25 protein-coding genes are annotated in these 26,115 nt (G+C 43.8%); 3 read left to right on the forward strand and 22 right to left on the reverse strand.

The features are described from left to right. Positions 1-11: 11 nt before the first annotated feature. From A0O21_RS06615 to argF, 14 genes are all read right to left on the reverse strand, one after another. Positions 12-482 carry an arginine repressor gene (locus A0O21_RS06615; protein ID WP_067063260.1) on the reverse strand — a complete coding sequence of 157 codons (471 nt, stop codon included), beginning with the start codon at positions 480-482 and terminating at the stop codon, positions 12-14. Further along, positions 469-1,296 (reverse strand): TlyA family RNA methyltransferase, encoded by an 828-nt coding sequence (locus A0O21_RS06620; RefSeq protein ID WP_067063264.1) that lies wholly within the window; start codon positions 1,294-1,296, stop codon positions 469-471. The genes A0O21_RS06615 and A0O21_RS06620 overlap by 14 nt, the downstream gene beginning before the upstream one ends. Continuing rightward, positions 1,289-2,155 (reverse strand): polyprenyl synthetase family protein, encoded by an 867-nt coding sequence (locus A0O21_RS06625; protein ID WP_067063268.1) that lies wholly within the window; start codon positions 2,153-2,155, stop codon positions 1,289-1,291. Before A0O21_RS06625 ends, A0O21_RS06620 begins: the two co-directional genes overlap by 8 nt. Further along, positions 2,155-2,385 (reverse strand): exodeoxyribonuclease VII small subunit, encoded by a 231-nt coding sequence (locus A0O21_RS06630; RefSeq protein WP_067063271.1) that lies wholly within the window; start codon positions 2,383-2,385, stop codon positions 2,155-2,157. The genes A0O21_RS06625 and A0O21_RS06630 overlap by 1 nt, the downstream gene beginning before the upstream one ends. After that, positions 2,375-3,703: an exodeoxyribonuclease VII large subunit gene (gene xseA / locus A0O21_RS06635; RefSeq protein ID WP_067065201.1), complete on the reverse strand. Its 1,329-nt coding sequence runs from the start codon at positions 3,701-3,703 to the stop codon at positions 2,375-2,377. The genes A0O21_RS06630 and xseA overlap by 11 nt, the downstream gene beginning before the upstream one ends. A gap of 314 nt (positions 3,704-4,017) precedes the next feature. Next, positions 4,018-4,860, reverse strand: coding sequence for an NAD(P)H-hydrate dehydratase (locus A0O21_RS06640; RefSeq protein WP_067063275.1), 843 nt, complete (start codon positions 4,858-4,860; stop codon positions 4,018-4,020). Next, complete coding sequence (locus A0O21_RS06645) at positions 4,850-5,713, reverse strand: bifunctional methylenetetrahydrofolate dehydrogenase/methenyltetrahydrofolate cyclohydrolase (protein ID WP_067063277.1); 864 nt, start codon at positions 5,711-5,713, stop codon at positions 4,850-4,852. Before A0O21_RS06645 ends, A0O21_RS06640 begins: the two co-directional genes overlap by 11 nt. A gap of 105 nt (positions 5,714-5,818) precedes the next feature. Next, positions 5,819-5,971: a FeoB-associated Cys-rich membrane protein gene (locus A0O21_RS10650; protein WP_082854428.1), complete on the reverse strand. Its 153-nt coding sequence runs from the start codon at positions 5,969-5,971 to the stop codon at positions 5,819-5,821. A 17-nt stretch (positions 5,972-5,988) separates the two neighbouring features. After that, positions 5,989-8,139 carry a ferrous iron transport protein B gene (feoB, locus tag A0O21_RS06650; RefSeq protein ID WP_067063279.1) on the reverse strand — a complete coding sequence of 717 codons (2,151 nt, stop codon included), beginning with the start codon at positions 8,137-8,139 and terminating at the stop codon, positions 5,989-5,991. Next, a complete protein-coding gene (locus A0O21_RS06655; RefSeq protein WP_418346437.1) occupies positions 8,136-8,621 on the reverse strand; it encodes a FeoA family protein in 486 nt (161 codons plus the stop codon). Before A0O21_RS06655 ends, feoB begins: the two co-directional genes overlap by 4 nt. Positions 8,622-8,683: 62 nt before the next feature. Continuing rightward, positions 8,684-9,418 carry an amino acid ABC transporter ATP-binding protein gene (locus A0O21_RS06660; RefSeq protein WP_067063282.1) on the reverse strand — a complete coding sequence of 245 codons (735 nt, stop codon included), beginning with the start codon at positions 9,416-9,418 and terminating at the stop codon, positions 8,684-8,686. A 6-nt stretch (positions 9,419-9,424) separates the two neighbouring features. Then, a complete protein-coding gene (locus A0O21_RS06665) occupies positions 9,425-10,105 on the reverse strand; it encodes an amino acid ABC transporter permease (RefSeq protein WP_067063286.1) in 681 nt (226 codons plus the stop codon). Between the two features lie 711 nt (positions 10,106-10,816). Beyond that, positions 10,817-11,047: a YkuJ family protein gene (locus A0O21_RS06670; protein ID WP_067063289.1), complete on the reverse strand. Its 231-nt coding sequence runs from the start codon at positions 11,045-11,047 to the stop codon at positions 10,817-10,819. An 83-nt stretch (positions 11,048-11,130) separates the two neighbouring features. Beyond that, a complete protein-coding gene (gene argF / locus A0O21_RS06675; protein ID WP_067063294.1) occupies positions 11,131-12,111 on the reverse strand; it encodes an ornithine carbamoyltransferase in 981 nt (326 codons plus the stop codon). 224 nt (positions 12,112-12,335) lie between these two features. Between argF and A0O21_RS06680 the strand changes: the two genes are divergently transcribed. After that, on the forward strand, positions 12,336-14,597 hold the full coding sequence (locus tag A0O21_RS06680; RefSeq protein ID WP_067063297.1) for an ATP-dependent Clp protease ATP-binding subunit: 2,262 nt from the start codon (positions 12,336-12,338) through the stop codon (positions 14,595-14,597). Between the two features lie 477 nt (positions 14,598-15,074). Here A0O21_RS06680 and A0O21_RS06685 read toward each other — a convergent pair whose 3' ends face one another. After that, on the reverse strand, positions 15,075-17,120 hold the full coding sequence (locus A0O21_RS06685) for a DUF2079 domain-containing protein (protein ID WP_067063301.1): 2,046 nt from the start codon (positions 17,118-17,120) through the stop codon (positions 15,075-15,077). Between the two features lie 338 nt (positions 17,121-17,458). On the opposite strand from A0O21_RS06685, the gene A0O21_RS06690 reads away from it, so the two are divergent. Together A0O21_RS06690 and A0O21_RS06695 are read left to right on the forward strand one after the other, a co-directional pair. Further along, complete coding sequence (locus A0O21_RS06690; RefSeq protein WP_067063306.1) at positions 17,459-17,920, forward strand: NUDIX domain-containing protein; 462 nt, start codon at positions 17,459-17,461, stop codon at positions 17,918-17,920. Positions 17,921-17,976: 56 nt separating this feature from the next. Then, entirely contained in the window at positions 17,977-18,276 is a 300-nt protein-coding gene (locus tag A0O21_RS06695) for a DUF1827 family protein (RefSeq protein WP_067063310.1), read from the forward strand. 199 nt (positions 18,277-18,475) lie between these two features. On the opposite strand, the gene ileS is transcribed toward A0O21_RS06695, so the two are convergent. From ileS to ftsZ, 7 genes are all read right to left on the reverse strand, one after another. Then, entirely contained in the window at positions 18,476-21,268 is a 2,793-nt protein-coding gene (gene ileS / locus A0O21_RS06700; protein WP_067063313.1) for an isoleucine--tRNA ligase, read from the reverse strand. Positions 21,269-21,685: 417 nt separating this feature from the next. After that, on the reverse strand, positions 21,686-22,474 hold the full coding sequence (locus A0O21_RS06705) for a DivIVA domain-containing protein (protein ID WP_067063317.1): 789 nt from the start codon (positions 22,472-22,474) through the stop codon (positions 21,686-21,688). A 10-nt stretch (positions 22,475-22,484) separates the two neighbouring features. Continuing rightward, positions 22,485-23,276 (reverse strand): YlmH family RNA-binding protein, encoded by a 792-nt coding sequence (locus A0O21_RS06710; protein ID WP_173644642.1) that lies wholly within the window; start codon positions 23,274-23,276, stop codon positions 22,485-22,487. After that, complete coding sequence (locus A0O21_RS06715; protein ID WP_067065207.1) at positions 23,276-23,530, reverse strand: YggT family protein; 255 nt, start codon at positions 23,528-23,530, stop codon at positions 23,276-23,278. Before A0O21_RS06715 ends, A0O21_RS06710 begins: the two co-directional genes overlap by 1 nt. A gap of 6 nt (positions 23,531-23,536) precedes the next feature. Then, positions 23,537-24,109, reverse strand: a complete 573-nt coding sequence (locus A0O21_RS06720; protein ID WP_067063325.1) for a cell division protein SepF — start codon at positions 24,107-24,109, stop codon at positions 23,537-23,539. Positions 24,110-24,121: 12 nt separating this feature from the next. Beyond that, entirely contained in the window at positions 24,122-24,793 is a 672-nt protein-coding gene (locus A0O21_RS06725; protein WP_067063330.1) for a YggS family pyridoxal phosphate-dependent enzyme, read from the reverse strand. Position 24,794: 1 nt separating this feature from the next. Beyond that, positions 24,795-26,099 carry a cell division protein FtsZ gene (gene ftsZ, locus A0O21_RS06730; RefSeq protein WP_067063335.1) on the reverse strand — a complete coding sequence of 435 codons (1,305 nt, stop codon included), beginning with the start codon at positions 26,097-26,099 and terminating at the stop codon, positions 24,795-24,797. Positions 26,100-26,115: the final 16 nt, after the last annotated feature.

The raw sequence follows: 26,115 nt of genomic DNA on the forward strand, positions 1-26,115 counted from the left end.
GCGTCTTCCTCTCAATCTTGCTCTGTCATCCAGTTTTCGACTTTTTGGCGGACGGTATCGGCAGCAGCAGTATCCTTAGCGATTAAAAGCAGGCTGTCATCATCGGCCAGTACACTGAAAATCAGCTCAGAAAAATCTTCCAGTAAAAAACGTTTAATCAGGCGGCTGTTCCCCGGAACAACAGTAAGGTAAAGCATATGCTCCAAACCCGATGTATGCTGAGAAACCGACAGGATAGTACTTTTTATCGGTTTAGGGGGCGGGCTGACACTCTGATGGCTATCCTGAGATATACCGTAAATGTAGGGGCCTTTTGACGAAGGAATTTTGATAATTCCAATCTCATTCATATCGCGGGAAATCGTCGCCTGAGTGAGGCGCAGACCTTCAGCAGCCAAGAGTTCCAGCAGGTCGTGCTGGGTTTCGATTTCATTGGTTAAAACAATTTTTTTAATCAGTTCTAGACGTTCACTTTTCTTCATGTTTGCTAAATTCCTTATGTGCCTGCTCTGTTACTTTTGGTATCGCTCCTGTCACCCGATTGACCGGATTTGCAGCCTTCTGCAAATAGGCTAAAAACTCGATATTCCCCTGTCCGCCCTGAATAGGAGAAAAGTCAAGGCCGGATACAGTAAAGCCGGCGGTTAAGGCAAAATCTGTGATTGTGCTTAAGACAGCACTATGCACAGCCTTGTCCTTTACGATTCCCTTTTTGCCTACTTGGCTGCGGCCGGCTTCAAACTGAGGTTTAACCAAAGCTACAACTTGGCCCCCATCTGCTAAAATGGTATGCAAGGCCGGTAAAATCAGCTTTAAGGAAATAAAACTGACATCAATAACGGCAAGACCCGGCTCTCCTTCTGTAAAATCGTCCGGCAGGGCATAGCGAAAATTATACTGTTCCATACTGCGCACGCGCGGATCCTGACGGAGCTGCCAAACCAGCTGATTGCGGCCGACATCAACAGCATAGACCAGCTGTGCACCGTTTTGCAGCAGAACATCGGTAAAGCCGCCGGTAGAGGCACCAATATCCAGAGCTATTTTATCCTTGACATCAATTGCGAAAACCTGCAGGGCTTTGGCCAATTTCAGACCGCCTCGACTGACATAAGGCATTTTTTCACCTTTACGTATTAACTGTATGTCGACCTCTATTTTTTCACCCGGTTTGTCAAAACGCTGACCGTTGTCAGCAGCCAGGACTAAACCAGCCATCACAGCACGTCTGGCCTGTTCGCGTGTATCAAACAAGCCCTGCCTATAGGCCAGAACATCCACTCTTTCTTTAGCCATCAAGCTTTAACCTCTCTATGGTTTTTAAGACTTGGCTGGCAGCAAAGCCATTCTTCTCCTCCAGATTGGAAAAAATAGTCTGTACTTCTGCCAACGTTTCCTCCAAAATTCTGTAGGACTGATCCAGCCCTAATAGACTGGGATAAGTTGCTTTTTCGGCGGCCAGATCCTTTTGGGGAGTCTTTCCGATTTCCGCAAAATCAGCCGTCACATCTAAAATATCATCACGGACTTGAAAAGCTAAGCCTGTTAGGGAACCAGCCTTGGCCAGTTTTGCCTGTACATCATTTTCCGCATCTACTATCAGACCAGCAGCGACAAAAGGAAAAGCTAGGAGCTTCCCAGTTTTATTGGCATGAACAGCTTGCAGTTCTGACAGCTTGAGCTGTCTTTTTTCACCTTTTAAATCCAGCATCTGCCCGCCGACCATACCGCAGCTTCCAGCAGCAGCTGACAGTTCATAAATCAGAGAAAGCTTGGTTTTTTCCGGTAAATCTGCGGCAGCCAGTAAACCAAAAGCATCCAGAAAAAGACTGTCACCGACCAAAATAGCTGTCGCTTCATCAAACCTCTTATGGCTGGTCAGCTGACCGCGCCGGTAATCATCATCATCCATTGCAGGTAAATCATCGTGCACCAAGCTGCCGGTATGAATCAGCTCCACACTGGCAGCAACTTGGTAGTGACTGACAGTCAAAGACAGCCCGAAGCCCTCAAGTATCTGCAGCAGTAAGATAGGCCTAATCCTCTTACCGCCGGCTTCCAGAGAATAAAGAAGAGCCTGAGATAAGTCCGGGGATACAGCCCCCTCTTGATAATAGGATTGGATAGTCTGATTGATTTTAAGAATTTTATCCATTAGGCATCCATCTCTTTTTCTGTTCCGTCAGCCTGCATGACTTTGACCAATGTTTTTTCTGCATCCTGCAGCGTTTTTTCCAGCTGTTTTGACAAACGCATACCTTCCTGAAATTCAGCAATGGCAGTTTCTAAGGGGACATCCCCATTTTCCAGTCTGCTGACAATGGATTCTAAATCCTTAAGATTTTCCTCGAAGGTTTTTTCATTTGTTTTCTCTTTATTTGACATCTCTTACCTCAACTTCTAAAAGGCCGTCCTTCAGTTCAACCTGCAGCTGATCCCCTTTTTTGACAGTTTGTACACTGACCACAAGCTGTTTATCTTTTTGAACAAGGGCATAGCCGCGTGCAATAATTCGTTTGGTGTCCAAGGACAGAAGAGCAGCCTGAGCTTTTTCAAATTTAGCTGTCTGAGCTTCATAAAGTGCGGTTGTCTTACTCATAAGCAGGCGGTTAAGCTGCACCAGCTTTTCTTGATAGCGGCTGATTTTTTCACTTAAGCCCGCAGACTGCAAGCGCTGCCTGAGCAGACGCTCTGTCTGCAAAGTTTCTTTGTATTGCTGCTGCACAGCAGCCAACATAGCAGCAGTCAGTCTGTCCAGCTGCTGCATTTGGCGGTCATAAAGACGTTCCGGCTGCCGAAAAACGACTGAATGGGCCAGTGCTGCCAATCTATCCCTCTTTTGCCCTATCTGCCTGCTGACAGCCTGATAAGCCCTCTGCCTGTTCTCCGTCAGCCAAGAAATAAGATCGGCCTTTGTGACAGGCGTTGCCAATTCAGCTGCAGCTGTCGGTGTTGCTGCCCGCTGATCCGCTGCAAAATCCGCCAAAGTCGTATCGGTTTCGTGACCGACACTGGAGATAACCGGCAGGCGGGAAGCAAAAATCGCTTCAACAACAATTTCTTCATTAAAAGCCCAAAGATCCTCAATCGATCCGCCCCCGCGGCCGACAATGAGCAAGTCTAGGTCAGAACGCTCATTAGCTGACCGGATATTAGCTGCAATCTCCTGGCTGGCTCCTTCTCCTTGCACCTTGGTAGGAAAAAGGAGAAGCTCTACGCCAGGAAAACGTCTGGACAGGGTTGTGATGATATCCCGGATAACCGCTCCGCTCGGACTGGTTACCACACCAATCTTTTTGACAAAATGCGGAAGCGGCTGTTTATGTTCTGCAGCAAAATAACCGGCCGCTGTCAGTTTTTTTCGAAGCTGCTCAAACTGGACAGCAAGAGCTCCCAGTCCATCCGGCTCTGCTTTTTCAATAATAATAGAGTAAGAACCGCCGGGTTCATAAAGCTGAACCCGTCCGATGACATTGAGCTGCATGCCTTCTTCTAAGTCAAAACCCAGCTTTTTAAACTGACTGGCCCACATAGTAGCCTGAATAACAGCCTTGTCGTCTTTTAAGGAAAAATACTGATGGACCGGCCGCTTTCGAAAATTAGAAACCTGACCGGTCAGATAAACCCGCTCTAAATAAGGATCCCTCTCAAATTTCAGCTTCAAATACTTAGTTAAAGACGATACTGATAAGTAATCTGCCATAAGTTCTTCCGGCACGGCAAAAGCAAAACACGTCATGGAAAAACAGAAACACTGATTCGACCATCCCACATCATAAACCGCTTTTTGCTGTGCCCAAAGCCTTTCTTTACATTTATAAATAGGTAAAACCATTATAGCATTTTTACAGAAAAATAGCAGAAAAGGCAGTAAGCAGCCGGCAGACAGCTCAAGATCTGCTTTATATTTTTACTGTAAGTCCTGAATTCTTAATATAAAAGCCTGATTGTCTTGTGAATGGCAATCAGGCTGAGCAGTAAAATCAAATCATTTTAGAGCCGACAAATCCGGTATTACTAATTTTTCATCGACAGCCTTTTCATAGCCTCCGGCAGTTCCTGACTGATACGGGTCGGCAGAACAACATAAGCAGTTTGACTGAGCTGATCAGCAATGGCAGAGTGCAGATATGCCGCAGCAGCTGCTGCAGCAAAGGAAGAAACAGAAAACTGAGCCGCAAAGCCGGCAATCATACCGGCCAAGGTGTCTCCCATACCTCCTGTTGCCTGATAAGGACCGCCGACAGGCAGCTCGCCGATTTGGCTGTCCGGGCCGTAAATCACTGTATGATGAGACTTAGCGACCAGTACCGTCTGAGAAGGAAAATGAGTCAGTGCTGCCCGATTTTTATCGGGGGTCTGTTTTTCAACTGCAAGACCGGACAGGCGTTCCCATTCTTTCTGATGGGGAGTCAGAATGAGCTTTTGCGGTAGGAGCTTATAATCTTCTTTTTCAGCCAGCAGATTCAGTGCCGACCCGTCAATAATTAACGTCTGCTGCGGACCAATTCCATTTAAAACCTTCTCAAGACTGCGCCGAGCCAAATAATCTTCTCCCAAACCGGGACCAATCAAGACCACATCTGCACGCAGCAGCTCCTGTTGGAACTGTTCTTCGTCTGCCGCAGCAAAGGCCATTGCCTCTGGGAGCTGACTGTGCAAGGCTGAAATCGTATTCTGATCCGTCGCAACAGAGACTAAACCAGCGCCGCTATTAACACAGGCACAGGCTGCCATGATGACAGCTCCGTTGTATGGAGGGTTTCCTCCCACCAAAAAAACACGGCCAAAAGTCCCCTTATGGCTTTTAAGGGGGCGAGGCTGAACCACTTCTTCAGCAAAAGTCCGATCAATAATCATATGACATCACACTTCTAAGCGCCGCCTGATAGGTTTGTTCCAGCAGCATGGTAATCGTCATAGGACCCACTCCCCCAGGGACAGGCGTAATCAGGCTGGCCGCTTCTGCAGCCTGTTCAAACTGAACATCACCGATAAGCTTGCCGTTTTCGCTGCGATTCATACCGACATCAATCACTACCGCTCCTTCTTTGATAAAATCCTTGGTCACAAAGTGGCCGCTACCGATGGCAACAATCAAAATATCAGCCTGCCTAGCTATGTCAGGGAGCTGTCTGGTTCTTGAATGGGTCAGCGTCACTGTTGCATTTTTATCCAAAAGGAGCTGGGCCATAGGTTTGCCGACGATGTTTGAACGGCCGACAATCACAGCGTGTTTGCCTTCCAGTTCAACCTCATACTCATGCAGCAGCTCCATAATGCCAGCCGGTGTACAAGGTACCATGCCCGGACGGCCGCTCCACAGATGACCGGTATTCATCGGGTGAAAGCCATCAACATCTTTATGCGGGTCAATAGCCAGTATAATTTTTTTATCATTAATATGCTGCGGCAGAGGAAGCTGAACCAGAATACCATGAAAAGCCGGGTCGGCATTGTAGAGATTAATTATTTCAATCAGCTCCTCTTCGCTGACTCCCTCGGACAAGCGGACTGTCTCACTGCGGAAACCTGCTTTAAGAGCAGCTTGTTCTTTATTTCGCACATAAATCTGACTGGCAGAATTGTCCCCAACCAAAATGACAACTAAACCCGGAACTAAATCGTACCTGCTTTTCATTTGTTTCACTTTTTCAGCCAAAGCAGACTGCATTTTCAAGGCTAAAGCCTTACCATCAATAATGTTTGCCATATAAACTCCATCTCATTTTTTTCTATTATATCAAAAAACAGCATCTGAAACACTCGCTTTCTGAAAAAGTATTTTAAAGCGCTCTTATCCCGTAACATTAGGCAGTTATTTCGATCTTTGTCCGGCTGCTTTTTGCATTTCCTCCTTCACCGGGCAGGAACAGTCACACTCCCCGCAAGACCCTTTCTGCTTAATATAATGCCGCAAACTCATCCATACGGCCCAAATAATCAGACCTGCAATAATCACTGTTGACATCTTTTTTCCTTTCTAAGCTACTTCTGTACCATTCCCAAATTATCAATGCTGATTATCTTTTCTTTAAACTGCCGAGGTTTTCTGCCGACAAAATACAGCAGCAAGCACAGTAAAACGAGGGCTGCCATACTCCATGCTGATAAGGGCTGGCCGTAAAAGAGAACAAGTCCAAACTGATAGATCATCAAGCTGACCGCATAAGCCAGCCCTGTTTGAAAACCGATGGCTGCAAGTGTCCATTTCAAAGCCCCCATTTCCCGTTTAATAGCCCCAATCGCAGCAAAACAAGGGGCACACAGAAGGTTAAAAGCCAAAAAGGAATAAGCGGCCAGAGAACTGTAATCGCCCTGCAGACTGTGCCAAAGCTGACGGCTCCCCTCTTCTGCTCCGGGATTATGATAGAGCACCCCAAAAGTTGCGACGACTGTTTCTTTAGCTGCAAGACCGGTTAGCGCAGCAACTGTTGCCTTCCAATTTCCAAAGCCAAGCGGGGCAAAAACCCAGGACAGAGTGTGACCCAGACCGGCTAAAATACTCTTCTCAGCAGATACAGCCTGCAGAGAAAAATTATAGGAAGAGGCAAACCATATGAAAACAGTCAGAGTGAAAATAATCGTTCCTGCACGTTTAATAAAACTTAAGGCCTTACCAAAAGCATAGTGAAAGACGGCCGTGATTTTAGGCAGATGATAAGCTGGCAGTTCCATAATAAAAGGACTGGCGTAACCGCCTAAAAGGCGTGTTTTCTTAAGGGCAATTCCCGATAAAATAATAGCTCCGAAACCCAAAAAATAGGCACTTGGTGCAATCCAAGGATTGTCTGGGAAAAAAGCACCGGCAATGAGAGCAATAATTGAGAGTTTGGCCGAACAGGGCATAAAAGTTGCTGTCATAATTGTAATGCGGCGGTCGCGTTCATTTTCAATTGTCCGGCTGGCCATAATCCCCGGAACTCCGCAGCCTGTCGCAATCAGCATAGGAATAAAAGATTTTCCGGACAGCCCGAAACGCCTGAAAATCCGATCCATAACAAAAGCAATCCGGCTCATGTAACCGATATCTTCTAAAACTCCCAGACAAATAAACAGCACAAAAATTTGGGGTAAAAAACCGAGAACGGTTCCTACACCGGCGATAATCCCATCAACAATCAAATCAGTCAGCCAAGCCTCTACATGCAAATAATCAAGAAAAGATGCTGCAGCAGCTGGAATATAGTCTCCAAATAGGACATCATTGACCCAATCCGTGCCAATTGTCCCTACTGTTTGAATAGATAAATAGTAGACCGCAAACATGGCTAACGCAAAAAGAGGCAAAGCCAGCAGACGGTTGGTCACGATTTTATCAATTCTATCAGACAGGGTCATTTTAAAATGGCTGTCCTGACTTTGAGCCATCTTGCTGACACGTTCAATAAAAGCGTAACGCTCATTAATAACAATGGTTTCTGCGTCTTCAGTAAAAATATCTTCTGTTATCCTGATAATATCGGCAATTTCGCTCTTTTGAAAGTCAGATAAGTCCAGCTCTGCCATAACCAGCTGATCACGTTCAAAAAGTTTAATAGCATAAAAACGCTGAGAAGTTTCCGGTACAGTGTTGCCCAGCACCTCAATAATTTGTGCGACAGCCGCCTCAAATTTACTATCATAGAGCGGATACTGAATTGTTTCAACACTTTCTTTAGTAGTTTGACAGGCTGTATTCAGAGCCTTAGCTGTGCCAGTATTTTTTAAAGCACTGGTAGCTACAACCGGAACTCCCATTTGATAAGACAGTTTTTCCAGATTAATCGTTTTTTTCTGCTTCTTCAGAACATCGCTCATATTAAGAGCAATAGTGACTGGGATACCCGTTTCAATCAGCTGAGTGGTCAGGTAAAGATTTCTCTCCAGATTTGTTGCGTCCACGACATTTAAAATACTGTCTGCTTGGCGGCTCAGCAGATAATCTCTGGCTACCTTTTCCTCAGGGCTGTAAGGTGACATAGAATAAATACCGGGCAAATCCTGCACACTTACCCCTTTATCGCCTTTCGCCCTGCCGCTCTTGCGCTCGACAGTAACACCCGGCCAATTTCCCACACGCTGATTTGTCCCTGTCAGCAGGTTAAACAAGCTGGTCTTACCGCTGTTGGGATTGCCAATTAACGCAATTTCAGTCATCTTGTCTCCTTATCATTTAATTTAACCACACTAATCATCTGTGCTTCTGATTTTCTCAGTGTCAGTTCATAACCTCGCAGATTAAGTTCAAGCGGATCGCCAAGCGGGGCCCGCTTTCTTAAATAAACTTTTGTATGGCGGGTCAGCCCCATATCCATCAAACGGCGTTTGGCTTCACCGATTGTATGTATATCAGCTATATAGGCAGATTCCCCAGGCTTTAACTGTGATAAGGGAAGCTCTGACTGCTTATTCTCTATTTCGGCTACATTAATTTTACTTAAAATAGAGGCATCAAAAGCAAGGCGGCTGGACTTTAACATCACTATTGCACTTGTTTTTGTTTTAGAAACCAGCTCCAGTCTGCACCCTACCTTTACCCCTAAGTTAGACAGATATCTGACACTTTTTTCAGGCAGATCAATACTAATAATTTGATAAGGAACCCTGACAGTCCCGTTTTTCAAAATCAATTGACTCATCCCCCTCCTGCAGTTTTAAAACTCAAAAAACGCCAGAAACATCAAGCGTTTTTTATTAGTCATCATAAAACTTTGCTTAAAAAGTCCCGCGTTCTCTCTTCCTGAGCTGCTTCAAAAATCGCTTCCGGTTTCCCTTCTTCAACAATGACTCCCTCGTCCATAAAGAGGACACGATCCGCAACTTCTCTGGCAAAGCCCATTTCATGGGTCACAATAGCCATTGTCATCCCCGATTTGGCTAAATCCTGCATAACAGACAGAACCTCTCCTACCATTTCCGGATCAAGAGCTGATGTGGGCTCGTCAAAAAGCAGGACATCAGGATCCATTGCTAAACTCCGCGCTATAGCAATCCGCTGCTGCTGGCCGCCGGACAAACTGGCCGGGTAGGCCCCCGCCTTATCCTGCAAACCAACTCTTGCCAGCAGTTCAAAAGCTTTTTTCTTGGCTTTGTCTCCAGCCAAGCCTTTCGTTTTAACAGGAGATAGGGTAATATTCTCAAGCACTGTCATATTTGGAAAAAGATTGAACTGCTGAAAAACCATCCCCATCTTTTCCCGCATCTTAAAAATATCATTTTTCTTATCCGTAATATCTACCCCCTCAAAGCTGATAGTCCCCTTAGTCGGCACTTCAAGAAGGTTCATAGTACGCAAAAAGGTGGATTTTCCAGATCCGGAGGGCCCGATAATCACAACGACTTCTCCCTGTTTGATATCCAGATCGATCCCTTTCAGCACTTCATTTTTGCCAAAATATTTATGAAGATTCTTAATTGAAATAAGTGTTTCTGCCATCAGTCCTTACCTCCCTTGTCCCATCCGGTTCTCCAGTCTTTTAACCAGAGCTGACATAACTGTTGTCACCATTAAATAATAAAAAGCAGCAAACAAAAGCGGACTGACAGGCAAATAGGTTGCCGTTACAACCGACTGAGCACCGTTCCATAATTCCATAACGCCGATAGTCTGTAAAAGCGAGCTATCTTTAATAATTGTAATAAACTCATTCCCCAAAGCCGGAAGGATATTTTTAAAAGCCTGCGGCAAAATAACATAGCGCATAGCATTCACCGGACGAATACCCAGCGAATAAGCGGCTTCAAGCTGACCTTTAGGCACAGCCTCAATTCCTGCCCGAACGATTTCAGAAATATAAGCTCCGCTGTTAAGAGACAGGATAATAATCCCTGGAAGCAGACGGGAGAAATCCAAATCCAGAACACCAAAGCCGATTGTCGGCACATGACTGAAATGCATCCAGGCAAAGGCAATCATAATCTGTACAACCATCGGCGTACCGCGAAAAACCCAAACATAGAAGCTGACCAGCCAATCAAATACCTTTATATTAGTGCGTTTAAGCAGGGAAACTAAGATACCGATAATTGTCCCAAAAAATACCACACAGGCCGAAATCATAACGGTCACTAAAACACCGTAATTAAAATAAGCCCAGTAGGTCGGCAAAAACGAAAAATCCATTATCTTCTCCTCTATACTGTCATTTTGTTTTATTATACCATTAATTGAATAAACATACAATCCACCAAATAATGACGGAATAAGAACTGTCCAGTTTCCAAAAAGCATTTTCTCAGATAAATGAGCAAGCAGCGCCTTATATTGACAGACTTTTTCAAACCAGAAAACCTGCTCAGACTGGTACCTTAAGAGCTGACTGCCCCCTTCTAGTCGTCTTGGCAGAGGGCGTCTGCGAAATCACAGATTTCTGGCTTACCGTCTTTTGGCTGTGAGCTTGAACGGCCTTTGTATCTTATTGAACTGAACACGCCCTAAGAGCTGTGCAAAAAAGATAAAATCTCCTAGAGTCTTAGGGACTCTTCGTCAATTTTCCTATTTTTGCTTTGCTCTTTTAACGGCCTTTGTATCTTATTGAATTGAACACGGCCTAAACGCTGCGGGAAAAAGATGTCCTGACTTAGAATCTGGCGATTCGTCAGTCAGTCCCCTATTTTCCTTTTGCGTTTTTCACGTCCTTTGTATCTTGATGAATTGAACATGGTCTAAACGCTGCGGGAAAAAGATGTCCTGACTTAGAATCTGGCGATTCGTCAGTCAGTCCCCTATTTTCCTTTTGCGTTTTTCACGTCCTTTGTATCTTGATGAATTGAACATGGTCTAAAATCCCAGTGAAAAAGGGCCGGAACAAATGCTCCGACCCTTGTTTATGGTTTAATACAATAAGTCATAAATTTCCATTGCAATAAGATCAATACTATCAAACGAGTAGGTCTCATGCGCTTCAACATCACGTAAGGTAAAAACCGGACCAGCCTCCGGCTCATTGCTGAAAGAGACTTCTGCGACAACAACACCATCGCGTTCAAAATTACGTTTAAGATTGGCACCATCAGTCGCCATTAAATCAAGACGATTGATAATTCTCACTAAATGTGATTCCATGGCTATTCTCCTATAAGTTTATTATCTATCCTTTATTATTTTAACACAAATAAGTCTAAACTCACAAGAAAAGATGTTCCTCTTTATCCTTCTTTTAAAGAATAGTACATGATAGCTTTGATTGAGTGCAGACGATTCTCTGCCTCCTGAAAAATAATGGGACTGTGCTTTTGAAAAATGTCGTCTGTAATTTCCAACTCAGCAAGGCCGTATTTTTCATAAAGACTCAAGCCAATCTCTGTTTTACGGTCGTGAAAAGCTGGCAGACAGTGCATTACAACAGTATTAGTTTTACCTGTTTTTGCAAGAAGTTCTGCATTGATCTGATAGGGCAGCAGCAAGTCAATCCGCTCCTTGAAATCAATCTCTTCTCCCATGGATACCCAAACATCTGTATAGAGCATGTCGGCTCCCTCAACAGCTTCAAGCTCATCTGTAATCTTGATGAGAGCCCCGTTATTATGCTGCTCAGCAAGCGCAACAATTTCCTTTTCCGGCTGCAGTGAAGCGGGGGCAATAATCGTAATATTGACTCCTAAAATAGCTGCTGTAACTAAAAGCGAGTGTGCTACATTGTTGCGGCCATCGCCTACATAAGCGATATGCAGACCCTCTAAAGAACCAAAGACTTCTTTTAAAGTCATAAAATCAGCAATCATCTGGGTCGGATGCCATGTATCAGTCAGACCGTTCCAAACAGGCACTCCGGCATAGCGGGCTAAAGTTTCCACATCTTCCTGCTTAAAACCACGGTACTCAATGCCATCAAACATTGAACCCAAAACCTTAGCCGTATCAGCAACAGATTCCTTACGGCCAAGCTGGATTTCATCCGAACCAAGATAAGTAACCTGCATACCTAAATCTTGTCCGGCAACAGTAAAGGCTGATCGTGTCCGTGTGCTGGTTTTCTCAAAAATAAGAGCAATATTGAGGCCTTCTAAATAATGGTGAGGGGTTTTCTCTTTTTTTAGCTGTTTGAAATGAAGGCTTAAATCAATCAGCTCCAAGAGTTCTTCTTTACTGAAATCAACCTCTTTTAAAAAAGATAGGGGGGCATTCATTGCTTTTCTCCTGTATTTTTATACATTTAATTTTACATTATTATACATTTTTTGGCAAGTTTTTTTCTGAAAAAAATTTTTTATCACTCTCATGGATAAAGTGCTAAATTTTTAAACTTTTTACTTGAATTCTTTTTATGGGGTGTTATAATATGAATATAAAGTTTGACCATCTTTGACTAAATAAGGTCAAATGAATTGAAAATGACAAGGGAGGTTATTTTATGCTCTGTCAAAATTGTAATCTAAATGAAGCAACCATTCACTTATATACAAATGTTAATGGTAAGCAAAGACAAATAGATCTTTGTCAGAACTGCTACCAAATCATGAAAACTGACCCTAATAATACGATTTTAGGCGGTCTCAGTAAACAGCCTCAGGATCAAAGCAACACTGGGAACCCATTCTTTGATGATTTCTTTGGCGATTTAAACAATTTCCGGGCCTTTAACGGCCAGCTCCCTAACACACCTCCTACACAGGCCGGGGGCGGCCGAGGCGGGGGTGGCAGTAACGGACGGCCTAACGGTCCGCAAGTTCAGCAGCCAAACGGCCTGTTAGAAGAATATGGCATCAATGTCACTGAAATTGCCCGCCGAGGCGACATTGACCCTGTTATCGGACGCGATGAAGAGATTGTCCGGCTCATTGAAATCCTCAACCGCCGCACTAAAAACAATCCTGTGCTTATCGGTGAGCCCGGGGTCGGTAAAACAGCTGTTGTTGAGGGTCTGGCTCAAAAGATTGTTGATGGTAATGTTCCGCAAAAACTAAAAAACAAGCAGGTTATCCGACTTGATGTGGTCAGCCTTGTTCAAGGAACCGGTATTCGCGGCCAATTTGAAGAACGCATGCAAAAACTTATGGAAGAGATTCGCAAGCGTCAGGATGTTATCCTCTTCATTGATGAAATTCATGAAATTGTCGGTGCCGGCTCTGCGGGTGACGGCAATATGGATGCCGGCAATATTCTCAAACCGGCTTTGGCTAGAGGAGAGCTGCAGTTAGTCGGAGCCACCACACTTAAGGAATACCGTATTATTGAAAAAGATGCTGCTCTGGAACGCCGGATGCAGCCAGTTAAGGTTGACGAACCTTCTGTTGCTGAAACCATTACTATTCTTAAGGGGATTCAGAAGAAATACGAAGACTATCACCATGTTAAGTACAGCGATGATGCTATCGAAGCAGCTGCTCTTCTTTCAAACCGTTACATCCAAGACCGCTTCTTACCGGATAAGGCCATCGACCTGCTTGATGAATCCGGGTCTAAGATGAACTTAACCTTGAATTTTGTTGATCCTAAAGAAATCGATCAGCGCCTGACTGAAGCAGAAAACCTGAAAGCACAGGCTACTCGTGATGAAGACTATGAACGGGCTGCTTATTTCCGCGATCAGATTGCCAAATATAAGGAAATGCAAAAACAAAAGGTTGATGAACAGGATGTCCCTGTTATCACTGAAAAGACGATTGAAGCCATCGTTGAACAAAAAACGAATATTCCGGTCGGGGATTTAAAAGAAAAAGAACAGTCACAGCTTATCAGTCTTGCTGATGATTTAAAAGCCCACGTTATCGGTCAGGATGATGCTGTTGAGCGAATTGCCAAGGCTATCCGCCGAAACCGGGTCGGTTTAGGAACACCTAACCGCCCTATCGGTTCTTTCCTCTTTGTTGGTCCTACCGGTGTAGGTAAGACAGAGCTCTCCAAACAGCTGGCAATAGAACTGTTTGGATCGGCAGACAGCATGATTCGTTTTGATATGTCGGAATATATGGAAAAGCATTCTGTCGCTAAACTGGTCGGAGCTCCTCCAGGCTATGTCGGCTATGAAGAAGCCGGACAGCTGACAGAACAGGTCCGCCGAAACCCTTATTCACTGATTCTGCTTGATGAAGTTGAAAAAGCGCATCCGGATGTGCTGCATACATTCCTGCAAGTCCTTGACGACGGACGCTTAACGGACGGCCAGGGCCGGACAGTCAGCTTTAAAGATACTATCATTATCATGACTTCAAATGCAGGTACCGGCCGCACTGAGGCCAATGTTGGTTTCGGAGCAGCCCGCGAAGGACGTACTAATTCTGTTTTGGGAGAGCTCAGCAATTTCTTCAGCCCTGAATTTATGAACCGTTTCGATGGTATCATTGAATTTAGAGCACTTGACAAGGATAACCTACTGCATATTGTTGATTTGATGCTCGATGATGTTAATGCTCGGCTCAGCCACAGCGGAATTCACCTTGATGTCACCGATAAAGTAAAAGAAAAGCTGGTTGATTTGGGCTATGATCCAAAAATGGGTGCTCGTCCGCTTCGCCGCACCATTCAGGAAAACATCGAAGATGCGATTACAGATTATTATTTGGAAAATCCAACCGAAAAAAATCTTAAGGCAGTTATGTCCAGCAGCGGCAAAATCGTGATTAAATCTGCCAAAAAAGTGGAAACACCAAGTGAAACTGTCTCTGCTGAATAAAAATCATTCAGTCTGACAAACGGAAAAACCCGCCCCGGATTGGGAAAAATTCTCAATCCGGGGCGGTTTTTTTCTTATATTAGCTAATGCTGACAGTAATCTAAAGAATAAGCAGTTTGAAAGGTTATAAGTCTTGCCGCACCCTTCTAGCCGTCCTAGCAGGAGACAAAATCAGACTATTTTTGCTTTGCTCTTTAAACGGGCTTTGTATCTTGGTAATTGAACACGCCCTAAGAGCTGTGCAGTGAAATCATCCAGTGGATGATTTCAGCCCGAACCTAGAAAAGGGAAGTGAGGGGACTGGAAATCTGTATCGTTACCTAGTTACCGCTAGCCGTAAACGACTGAAAGCTTTGTCGCCTTAACAGTCGACCGCACCTTTCTAGTCGTTCTGGCAGAGGTGCGTCTGCGAAATCAGAGATTTCGGACTTACCGTCATTTTTGCTTTGCTCTTTAAACGGGCTTTGTATCTTGGTGTTATTTTGTTTTTTCCAAAATCAGGACGTCTTTTGTTGATGCCGCTGTTTCTGAATAGCCTTTTTCCATATAAAGTTTAACAATAGTAGCTTCTGTTGTCGTTTCCTGATTTTCTACAGTTGAGCGCGGGGTGACAACTAAATCGACGGAAGAATCGAACTCTTGATTGTTATGATAAAAAATATCATAAAGTTCTCGGGTTCTGCGCAAATCAACGGTATAAGAGTAATGCGCCAGTATTTTCTTCTCTTCAGGCAGTGCAGCCAAAGTCTGGTGGATAGCAGTAAATTTATCCCGATTTTGCTGGTAATATAGGATATCTTTGTACCAGTTGCCTGTGTAACTGTAAAGGATTGCTGAGGAAAACAGCAAAGCTGTCAGAATAAAGGATAAAATTCGTTTGGAAACTGTGAAATGTGTCTGCTCCTTCTCCTGCCAATCAATAAAGAGACCTTCCAAAGCCAATAAAGCCATGAAGAAGACTAAAACAGTACTGCCGTAACTGTACTGAAAACCAAAATCGGTTTGATAATCATAATTTGACAGCAGGTTAATGGCTACTAGAGGCAAAAGCAGAAAATAATTCTCCCATCTCTTTTGCATTAAAGGCAAAAAGGCCAAGCCGCTAAATAAGAGGAAAAGATACTGTAATTTATGCTGGGTAAAAAAACTTGCAAAAATATAGGTAGGATTCAGAAAAATGGTTTTAAAAGCCCCCCACAGCCCGTCTTGTCCATCCAGCAGATCGAACCGACTGATTAAAACTCCGTCTCCATAATGCGTTAAAATAAAAACACAAGTTCCAAAATAAAACAAAGGAAAGAGGAGCTGCCAGAAAACAAGAAAAGGTTTGGATCCAGAAGATTGAGAAAAACGGTTCTGCCAAAGAAAATACAGGCCGACTGCAAAAACATAAATGAAGGCATCTTCTTTAATCATCAGTGTCAGCAAAACCACCAGCAGCAGCCGCCAGCGCCACTGCTTAATATTCGCATAAAGCAGCCAAAGCAGACAGGGAACCAAGAAGCAATTTTCATGCAGATGATAGGAACCGGCTGTTGTCATTGCTGGAGTCAGCACAAACAAAAGCAGAAGCAAAGGTCGGGCAAAAGCAGGTAACTGTAAATGTTTTAACAAAAAATGCAGCGGAATAACTCCTGAAAACACAACCAAGACCTGTAAAATTTCCAAAGTTTCAAGATAAGGAAACAAACTGTAAACAGGCAGCATAAGGTAATAAATGGGGGAAATATGGACAGCAAAATGTGACAGAAGTCTGTCTCTCTCCAAGGTTGTCATGGGTGTCAGGCTGCGCCGCATACTCTCAAACATCTGAGAGAAGATACCGATATCGAAGGTTGATACCGACAGGGTTTTTGCTTTATAAGCAACAACCAAACACAGATAAAAGACATAAGCCAAACCGATAAAACCGACTAAGCGGTAGAGCTGCTTTTCTTTATTGGCCAACGAAAAGAGTCCCTTTTTCAGCTTTTCTCCAGCGCTATTCAGCAAAAAATAGACACACAGGGCGTAAACACCCGCCAAAAACAGAAGCCAAAGCTGGTTGCTGTCCCATTTCTCCGCCTCAATAACAAATTGTTTAAGATCTACTGACAAGGGATGATAGAGACGGTAAAGCATCAGAGGAAAAGTCAGCAAAAGACTGGCAGGAATAATATAAGAGAGACTTTCTTTAGTTAAAAACAGCTTGAAATAGGCTGCCAGCCCCAAGAGAAAGAAGGCGCAGAAAAGCAAGGGAGAAGGGCTCTTATAAATACCTAGAACAAGATAGGCAGACATAAGTCCCGTAAAAACAAGATTGGGGTTAAATGAAGTAAAACGCATACTCAGATAGCCCTGCCCCAGACTGAAGGCTAAGATAAGCAGAAATGCTTCTGCTACAGAAAGAACCGGCAGGGGCTGCAAAAAAAGGGCATCTGCAGAAAGTAAAAACATACCGCAAACAGCATACAGCAAATAGGCATTTACCAGATACATAAGCCAAGTCATCAGCGTCTTTCTTTCAGTAAAATAATTAAACATCTAGTCTCTTCTCCATAACAATCAGCTTATTCTCAAGTCCCTTGTCGGTAAAATACCGCTTCTTCATAAAGACAAAGGGCGAAAACCCAAGCGATATTTTTCAAATCCGAAAATACTGCTTAAATAACAAGCAGATTGACCGTTTATAAAAATATTTTCTCTTTATTTTACCATTTTTCTTAGAAGTTAGCTCGTTTTCTGACATTAAATGCAGACTGTCAAAAATAGGATAAGGTCTGCAGCTGTCTAGCCAAATTTCTAACTTGTTTCAAGTCTTTCTTCCATATGAGGAGCATTTTCCTCAAATTTTTAGTATAATAAACCAAAGGGAGGAAGGCATGATGACAATTCCAATTTTTGGCGATAAAACAGAACAAGCAGATTATAAAACGCGTTATGGCGTTTATGCAGTTATCCCCAACGCAAACAAAGATGCTATCGTACTTGTTCAGGCTCCCAATGGCGCTTGGTTTTTACCGGGCGGCGAAATTGAAGCCGGTGAAAATCACAAAGAAGCTTTGGAGAGAGAACTTCTTGAAGAACTGGGTTTTACGGCAGAGATTGGGGAATATTACGGTCAGGCAGATGAGTATTTCTATTCCCGCCACCGAGACAGTTATTTTTATAATCCTGCCTATATTTATGAGATTACTCACTTCCGGCAGGCAGCAGATCCCTTAGAAGATTTTAATCAAATTGCTTGGTTTTCTATTGACGAAGCTGAAAAAAAATTAAAACGCGGCAGCCATAAATGGGGAGTTCGGCAATGGCAAAAAAAACACGGCAATTCATCAAGCTAGCATTTTTTTAAGAAAAAACATGCTATAATAGAAAAAAAGACTTGAGGAGGACGATTATGAGACTTATAAACACGACCAGCAGCCATCCGGAATTAGTAAAAAATCAATTAAAAAATACAGATGCAAAATTGGTAGAAGTCTATTCTGCCGGTAATACAGATGTCATTTTCACACAGGCTCCTAAGCATTATGAAATTTTGATTACTAATAAATACCGGGCAATCAAGGACAGCGAACTGGAAGCTATCCGAGAATTTTTCCTCAGGCGCAAAATTGATGAATCGACCGTCCTCTTTGATCAGCTAAAGACATTGCATACAGCTAATTTGATTGAGATCTCTTTCCCAACGAAATAACAGCAGGCTGCCCCTCATAATTGTCAGTCTTGAGAATATTGGGTTCACTGAAGGGCGGAGACACAAAGGATTACACTTCAAATCTGGGATATGCTTAGTATACTTAAAAAGTCTGAGACACTTAATGTGTCTCAGACTTTTTTTGAGAGGAGATAGTTTAAAAAACTTCTCCAGCAGTCTGTAGATATATATCCCCTTCTTATTTATCTGAAAAGCCCTGTGCCACAGCCTGCGGGAAGGCTTCTTCAACAATCTGCGCACATGAGTCGCAAATAAAAGCATTGTAAGACCGGTCCCTGACTGTTTCATCAACCCGCCGGCAGCGGTCGCACACTGAACCGTGGGCGTGTTCAACTGTAAATGCTGCACTTGACGAGGCAAGTCCCTCTTTTGGCGCCGGTTCTTTACTTACTGTCAGCTGTGAAACAATCAAAAGCTGTGCTAAATCGCTGTCAAGTGAATCAAGCAGAACTCTGAGTTCTTCATCGGCATAAATGGTTAAATGAGCTTCAAGAGATTTACCGATAACTTTATCATTTCGGGCTAGCTCAAGTGCTTTTTGAGCCTGTGTCCGCAGTGTCATAAAGGCTTCCCATTGTTCAAGAATAGCATCTTGATCAGGGATATGCTGAGCTTCAGGCATTTCCGATAGCTGCACGAATTCTTCCGGTTCAAATTCTAAATAAGACCAGATTTCTTCGGCTGTATGCGGAAGAATCGGTGTCAGCAGCTTGGTCATTTTGACCAAAATATCGTAGAAAACAGTCTGCATCTGCCTTCTGGCTTTGCTGTCAGCGGCTTCAATATAAACAACATCTTTGGCAAAATCCAGATAAAAGGCTGATAAGTCAACCGTTACAAAATTGACAACGGCCTTGTAGATATCCAGAAAATTATAGGCATCATAAGCTTCTCTAATACCAGCCACAAGCTGATTGAATTTAACGGTCATGTATTTGTCGACAGGACGCAAGTCAGCAAACGCTACCGTATGGAGGTCAGGATTGAAGTCGCTCGTATTAGCAAGCAGAAAACGCAGAGTGTTGCGAATTTTACGATAAGTCTCTGATACTTGCCCCAAAATATCCATTGATACCCGGACATCATTATCCGTATCAACAGAAGTCACCCAAAGGCGCAGAATTTCTGCCCCATATTGTTTGGCGACATTGTTTGGTGAAATAATATTGCCTTTTGATTTAGACATTTTTTCACCCTTGCCGTCGAGTACAAAACCTTGAGACAAGAGATTTTTATATGGGGATTGACCATTGACTGCCACTGAGGTAATCAGCGATGAATTGAACCACCCACGGTATTGATCAGACCCTTCAAGATAAAGATCTGCCGGATAGCTAAGCCCGTCTCTTGCCTGCATTACTCCGCTCCAAGAGGAACCTGAATCAAACCAAACATCCATGATATCGGTTTCCTTTGTGAACTGACCGTTAGGTGAGCCGGGATGGCTGAATCCCTCAGGCAGGAGGTCCTTGGCTTCACGTTCCCACCAAACAGCAGAACCGTGTTCTGCTACTAAATCGGCAACATGATCAGTCACTTCTTTAGTCATAATCGCTGTACCGTCTTCAGCATAGAAAATCGGCAGAGGGACACCCCAGACACGCTGACGTGAAATAACCCAGTCTCCGCGGTCGCGAATCATATTGTAAAGCCGAGTCTTCCCCCAAGATGGATGGAAATTGACCTTTTCAATCTCAGACAGAATATCCTGACGAAAATCTGATACTGATGCAAACCATTGTGGTACGGCACGCCAAATAATCGGCTTTTTCGTCCGCCAGTCAAAGGGGTAAGAGTGATTAATCACTTCGCTGGCTAAGAGGAGGTCGCCAAGTTTTTCCTTAACTGTCGGCAGAACCTTATCATAGAACTGGCCAGCAAAATCCGACCCGGCTAAATCATTCATTATACCGCGTTCATTGACAGTTACAACAACATCCAGACCATATTCTATCCCGACTTTGTAGTCATCTTCACCAAAACTTGGTGCTGTATGGACAATCCCTGTTCCGGAATCCAGTGTCACATGGTCGCCAAGAATAACCAGTTCTTCAACATCTTTATCCCAAGGGTGTTCGGTCACAATCAGCTCCAGTTCCGCTCCTTTGTAGGCTGCTAAAACCGTATACGATTCCCAAGAAAATTTGGCAGCAAGACTGTCAACCAGGGCTGAAGCCAGCACATATTTGCGTTCTGATCCTTCCGGACGTACAAGCAGGTAGTCTATATCCGCCCCAACCGTTAAACCGCGTGAAGCCGTTATGGTGAACGGTGTTGTGGTCCAGACTATAATATAAGTATCCTGATCAAGAATCCCTTTACCATCTTTTACGCGGTTGGCATAGTAAAGAGACGGCGAATCAATGTCATGATATTCGATTTCAGCTTCTGCTAAGGCAGATTCTGAGGACCAAGACCAATACACCGGTTTTGCCCCGCGATAGATATATCCCTTGTCTGCCATTGCACCAAAAACACGGATTTGCGCCGCTTCATAGTCCGGCGTCAAGGTAACATACGGATTTGTCCAATCAGCAGAAATACCCAAACGTTTAAAGTCATCACGCTGTTTATCAATCTGGCTCAGGGCATAGTCCCGGCACATCCGCAGATAATCTGCCAAATCCAGTTCTTTGCGCTTAACACCCTTTTGGGCCAGTACTTGTTCAATTGGCAAACCATGTGTATCCCAGCCCGGCACATACGGAGCAGAAAAGCCAGACATTGATTTTGAACGGACAATAATATCTTTTGAAATTTTATTTAAGGCATGACCTAGATGAATATTTCCGTTGGCATAAGGAGGGCCGTCATGAAGGTGAAAATCAGGTTTGTCAGCATTGAGCTCCTGACGTTTTTTATAAAGTTCTGCTTCTTCCCATTTTTGCTGCCAAAGCGGTTCTTTATTAGGCAGACCGGCGCGCATTGGGAAAGCTGTTTTTCCAAGGTTAAGGGTTTCTTTTAATTTCATGCTACACTCCTATAAAATCATATCAAAATAATAATGCGGGCTATCAAGAATGAAAGCCATCAGAGAAAAATCAAAAATAACAGCTATCACTCTTACGGTAATTGCAGGACGGATGGTTTAACCTAAAATGTCCTCTCAGCCGCAGCACCACAGCATTTTTTTAAACATAAAAAAGCTCCCATCTTCAAAGGACGAGAGCTCGCGGTACCACCTTATTTTAGAATCTTTTTGAATAGTTTCCATCCAAAACAAATTCCCTTTTGGCCCGTAAGGCAGGCACACCTTCTGTCTTACGACTTACCCCAAGTAAGTTTTCAGACAAAAAATCAGAAAATGATAAGCTGACAGCCCAGAGACTGCAGGGCTTACACCGTCCCCTGCTCGCTTGAAAAGTATCAGCTGTGCTTCTGTTTTTCTTTATTCCTCAATATTAAGTTTAAAGGTTTGTGTTTCGCTCAGATTGATTTCACCAGACGGGCTGTCGCTCTCGCTGGATGTATCAATAACGGCTGACTGATCAGCTGCCTGAGCTTCTGCCAGCTGCCTGTTGCCTGCATCAGCACGGCGCTGCAGCTCTTCCATTTCTTCAGGAGTGAACTGGCGTGTGGCATCAAAAACACCTGTATCATCAATGTCGGAAACATGTTCATCAAGAACCTTTTCGACCACTTCTTTAAAGGCAGCATCTGAATTTTGCAGATAAACAGCGGTAGGCTGCAGCAAATCATTCCACTCCGGTGAGTTAGCCAAACCGAGCTGACCTTCAATCGCTGCAATCAGGCGCTGATGAAAGACACGGCTCTGGCGCTTCAAATCTTCTGTTTCAACAGCAACACGTTTAGCCTCATCGGTTGCATCGCGCAAAATTTCATTAGCCTTTGATTTAGCCTCATCAATCAAGTGCTGGGCATCATAGTTGGCCTTGCTGACCACATTAGTGGCTTCATTGCTGGCAGATGCTTTGACTTTCTCAGCCGTTTCCTGTGCCAAAATAACGGACTGACTGAGGGATTCGCGCATTTCATCAAAATATGCCAGTTTTTCTTCCAATTCTTTAATCTTATTTTCCTGATCACGATTTTTACGGACCAGCTCTTCATAGTCATCAACGACGATAGAAAGGAACTCATCCACTTCTTCATCATCGTAACCGCGAAATCTCGTATTAAATGTTTTATCCTTAATTTCAAGTGCTGTAAGTGCCATTCGGGCCTCCTTATTTATGTATCATTTTAGTCACTGTCAACTTATGCTTCCCGCTTTTAGAACGACCATTCTCCTTCACAAGAGTAAAGCGCCCAAAACCTCTGACACTGACTAAATCATCAGTTTTTAAAAGATCTGAGCTTTTACCAGCTAAAGCATAATTAACCTTCACCTTATCAGCTTCAACCAATTTCAGGACTTGGCTGCGAGAAATTTTTAAGACTGCTGCAATTATCTTATCCAAACGCATACTGGATACCAAGATATCCGTTTCTTCACTTTCCTGCTGAGAGTGAATCAGATTATCAAAGCTAGTTTCTTTTAGCTTTACAGTTACTTTAGCAATTTTTGTTACATTTGTCAAAAAGTAAGCTGCCATGCTCCTGTCCACCATCAGCTGAGCCCGTCCGGGCTCCACAACAATATCACCTATGACAGTTCGCCTAATTCCCAAACGATGAAGCAGGCTTCCCATAATTTGAGCATGGGTCAGCTGATTAAATTTGCTATTATAAACGATTTCGAACAAACTGATTTGAAAGTCAAGAAAATCAAAAACATAGTAGTCCGGTGCTATAATAACCCTGGCATATTCCATAGGATAGTAATCACTGGAAACAAAACAGTTTAATTCTGTCTGTCCCACAATACTTTTGAGAATAAAAACCTGTCTGGGATCTAAAAATTCTGACAGCTGCAGACTGTAAGTATCAAGCGCTTTGGCCATCAAATCTGTAGCTTTCTCGATAAACTGGTATTCATCAGGTTTAAAATGCTGAAGTATCGCTTTATCTGTCATTATTAAATAAGAATCGAAATAATAAGCTGGCTGATTAGGTTCAGACTGATAACAGCAACCCAGACTGTAAAATCAAGCCCTGCGAACTGTAGATTCAGCTGCCGAAAGGGCTTGAGGAAGGGCTCTGAAAGCTGCCGCAAGAGCCTGCCGAGCCAAGTATTATAAGCCCCAGGAAACCATGAAAGCAAGGCATAAGCAATCAAAATATATGAATAAATACGCACCAGTCTGATAAGAACCGATATTAAAAATATAATCATTTACTAACGTCTCTTCATATCAAAATCAAAATTAGAATCCTGCCCATTGTTATGAGCAAAATTTAAAGCATCAACATCAACTTCAACATTGGAAGGTGTCAGCAAAAACATTGAACTGCCAACCTTTTGAAGGTTACCGTCGACGACCCGTCTCGCACCATCAATAAAATCAATACAGCGACGGGCCTGGGCATCCAGCATATACTGAAAATCCACCAATATACATTCTTTGCTGATCAGCAAATCAACAATTTCCTGAGCATCTTCATATTTGTGAGGATATTTCAAAACAATAGTGGTCTTGATTTCCTCTGCTTCTTGATTTTTCACCTGCCGTTCCGCACTAATCTGCCGAACCGAAGAGTCATGAGCTTCGCGGGTCGGCTGCTGCGGGCGGGCTGCAGGTCGCTGTTCTCTGCCTGCTGCCTGCTGCGGGCGAGGTCTGGCAGCAGAAGACTGCGGACGCTGGGCTTGTCTGGAAACAGGTGCTTCCTGCTCCACGGTCTCCTCAACATCGCTCACCTCATCAGTATCAAAATAAGAAATAATTTTATCAAATCTATCTCTAAGGGCCATTATTCTCTCCATTTACTCAAAGAAGGCAGTGCCAATCCGTACAAATGTTGAACCATTGCGGACAGCCAATTTAAAATCACCGCTCATCCCCATACTTAATTCTGTAAAGGGCATATTCTTTATTTTTTTATTCTGTAAAGCTATTTTCAGTTTATTTGCTTGTTCAAAGATAGTGTTAATCTCCGCATCAGAAGCCGCCTGAGGCGCCATTGTCATGAGACCGACCAGCTCTATTTTATCAAACTGAGCTATCTGTTGCAGCGCTTCTTCCACGTCATCAATCCTAAAACCATGCTTGCTCTTTTCACCGGAAATATTAACCTGCAAAAAACATTTAATCGTTTTTTCTGCCCGTTTTTGGATTTCAGATGCGAGCCTGACACTGTCCAAAGCATGAAAGTAATCGACATAATTGATGACATCCTTGACTTTGCGCCGCTGCAGGCTGCCAATCAAATGCCATGTAACACCGGTACTTTTAAGAAGTTCATATTTAGCAAGAAACTTATCAACCCGGTTTTCTCCAATATGGCTGACCCCGGTATTGATAAGCTGCTTGGTAACATCACTGTCTACATATTTTGTTACAGCAATAACAGACACACTGTCAGCCGAACGGTCAGCTGCTTGAGCAGCTGCTGCTACTTGCTGGAAAATAAGCTCTTTATTTTTTTGTAAGTTCATCTTAGCGGTTCTTAAAGAAAGGCGGTGTTTCTAATTCATCATCATCTGTTTCATCAGCAGCTGAGAAGGTCGACATATTTAATTTGCTGTCCAGTTCACCTTCTGCCGGACGTGAGATATTATCACGGCGCAAATCCCAGTTGCCAAAAGCAGATGATGGTTGAGAATTTTGATTTTGAGGCGAACGCGGCGGCATGCTCGGTGCATCAGGCATATCAAAGTTATTACGTTCAAAGTTAGATTGACTGTCCTCTACACGATTTTGAGCATACTGCGCACCAGCTGTCTGCTGAGCATTAGCCTGAGTAAAACTGCGCTGCGGACGCAAGCCAGCGACTTGATCCGATTTATCCTGACGAACGCCGGTTGCAACGACCGTAACTCGGATTTCATCTTTGAGACTGTCATCAATAGCTGTTCCCAGCCAAACATTCACACCTTGGCCGGCCGCCTGTCCGACAATTTCAGAAGCTTCCTGTGCTTCGGTCAAGGTCATATCAAGTCCGCCAGTCACATTGACAATAACATCTTCTGCACCGTCAATAGTTGTTTCCAAAAGCGGAGAATAGATAGCCTTGCGAGCCGCTTCAACAATTCTTTCATCACCGGAGCCAATTCCAATTCCCATAAGGGCATTCCCCTTATTGGCCATCACAGTTTTGACATCAGCAAAGTCAAGGTTAATCAGTCCCGGACTTGTAATCAAATCGGTAATCCCCTGTACCCCTTGGCGCAGAACATTATCAGCTTCGCTGAGAGCCTCAAGGAGAGGTGTCTTTTTGTCGACAATCTCTAAGAGGTTATTGTTAGAGATAATCAGCAGGGTATCCACTTGCTCACGTAGTTCCTGAATCCCTTCAATTGCATAGTTTCCGCGCTTATTGCCTTCAAAGCCAAAGGGCCGCGTTACAACAGCAACAGTGAGGGCACCTAAGCTTTTAGCAATACGTGCAATAATAGGAGCAGCTCCAGTTCCGGATCCGCCACCCATACCAGCGGTAATGAAGACCATATCCGCACCTGTCAGAGCCTCTGTCAGGGCTTCTTCGCTTTCTTCAGCTGCCTTGCGGCCAACCTCAGGCTGCCCTCCGGCACCCAGACCGCGGGTCAGTTTAGGGCCAAGCTGAATGACCGTTTCTGCTTTTGAGGAGCTGAGCGCCTGTACATCAGTGTTGGCTGCAATAAATTCGACACCGGCTACCCCTTCGTCAATCATTCGGTTGATGGCATTTCCGCCGCCACCGCCGACACCAATTACTTTAATAACTGCACCCTGAACTGATGCAGTGTCAAATGAAAATGTCATTTTATTTCCTCACTTT

It is taken from the genome of Streptococcus pantholopis (genome assembly GCF_001642085.1).
Lineage (GTDB): Bacteria > Bacillota > Bacilli > Lactobacillales > Streptococcaceae > Streptococcus > Streptococcus pantholopis.

What these genes read in the sequence shown, in the direction of transcription:
- A0O21_RS06655 (WP_418346437.1), bottom strand. Translation starts at nt 8,621, where the DNA reads ATGAGTCAATTGATTTTGAAAAACGGGACTGTCAGGGTTCCTTATCAA.
- ftsZ (WP_067063335.1), bottom strand. Translation starts at nt 26,099, where the DNA reads ATGACATTTTCATTTGACACTGCATCAGTTCAGGGTGCAGTTATTAAA.
- A0O21_RS06625 (WP_067063268.1), bottom strand. Translation starts at nt 2,155, where the DNA reads ATGGATAAAATTCTTAAAATCAATCAGACTATCCAATCCTATTATCAA.
- A0O21_RS06630 (WP_067063271.1), bottom strand. Translation starts at nt 2,385, where the DNA reads ATGTCAAATAAAGAGAAAACAAATGAAAAAACCTTCGAGGAAAATCTT.
- A0O21_RS06690 (WP_067063306.1), top strand. Translation starts at nt 17,459, where the DNA reads ATGATGACAATTCCAATTTTTGGCGATAAAACAGAACAAGCAGATTAT.
- A0O21_RS06705 (WP_067063317.1), bottom strand. Translation starts at nt 22,474, where the DNA reads ATGGCACTTACAGCACTTGAAATTAAGGATAAAACATTTAATACGAGA.
- argF (WP_067063294.1), bottom strand. Translation starts at nt 12,111, where the DNA reads ATGAATGCCCCCCTATCTTTTTTAAAAGAGGTTGATTTCAGTAAAGAA.
- A0O21_RS06725 (WP_067063330.1), bottom strand. Translation starts at nt 24,793, where the DNA reads ATGAACTTACAAAAAAATAAAGAGCTTATTTTCCAGCAAGTAGCAGCA.
- A0O21_RS06615 (WP_067063260.1), bottom strand. Translation starts at nt 482, where the DNA reads ATGAAGAAAAGTGAACGTCTAGAACTGATTAAAAAAATTGTTTTAACC.
- A0O21_RS10650 (WP_082854428.1), bottom strand. Translation starts at nt 5,971, where the DNA reads ATGTCAACAGTGATTATTGCAGGTCTGATTATTTGGGCCGTATGGATG.
- A0O21_RS06695 (WP_067063310.1), top strand. Translation starts at nt 17,977, where the DNA reads ATGAGACTTATAAACACGACCAGCAGCCATCCGGAATTAGTAAAAAAT.
- A0O21_RS06620 (WP_067063264.1), bottom strand. Translation starts at nt 1,296, where the DNA reads ATGGCTAAAGAAAGAGTGGATGTTCTGGCCTATAGGCAGGGCTTGTTT.
- ileS (WP_067063313.1), bottom strand. Translation starts at nt 21,268, where the DNA reads ATGAAATTAAAAGAAACCCTTAACCTTGGAAAAACAGCTTTCCCAATG.
- A0O21_RS06685 (WP_067063301.1), bottom strand. Translation starts at nt 17,120, where the DNA reads ATGTTTAATTATTTTACTGAAAGAAAGACGCTGATGACTTGGCTTATG.
- A0O21_RS06645 (WP_067063277.1), bottom strand. Translation starts at nt 5,713, where the DNA reads ATGGCAAACATTATTGATGGTAAGGCTTTAGCCTTGAAAATGCAGTCT.
- A0O21_RS06665 (WP_067063286.1), bottom strand. Translation starts at nt 10,105, where the DNA reads ATGGATTTTTCGTTTTTGCCGACCTACTGGGCTTATTTTAATTACGGT.
- A0O21_RS06680 (WP_067063297.1), top strand. Translation starts at nt 12,336, where the DNA reads ATGCTCTGTCAAAATTGTAATCTAAATGAAGCAACCATTCACTTATAT.
- A0O21_RS06720 (WP_067063325.1), bottom strand. Translation starts at nt 24,109, where the DNA reads ATGGCCCTTAGAGATAGATTTGATAAAATTATTTCTTATTTTGATACT.
- A0O21_RS06640 (WP_067063275.1), bottom strand. Translation starts at nt 4,860, where the DNA reads ATGATTATTGATCGGACTTTTGCTGAAGAAGTGGTTCAGCCTCGCCCC.
- A0O21_RS06660 (WP_067063282.1), bottom strand. Translation starts at nt 9,418, where the DNA reads ATGGCAGAAACACTTATTTCAATTAAGAATCTTCATAAATATTTTGGC.
- A0O21_RS06670 (WP_067063289.1), bottom strand. Translation starts at nt 11,047, where the DNA reads ATGGAATCACATTTAGTGAGAATTATCAATCGTCTTGATTTAATGGCG.
- xseA (WP_067065201.1), bottom strand. Translation starts at nt 3,703, where the DNA reads ATGGCAGATTACTTATCAGTATCGTCTTTAACTAAGTATTTGAAGCTG.
- feoB (WP_067063279.1), bottom strand. Translation starts at nt 8,139, where the DNA reads ATGACTGAAATTGCGTTAATTGGCAATCCCAACAGCGGTAAGACCAGC.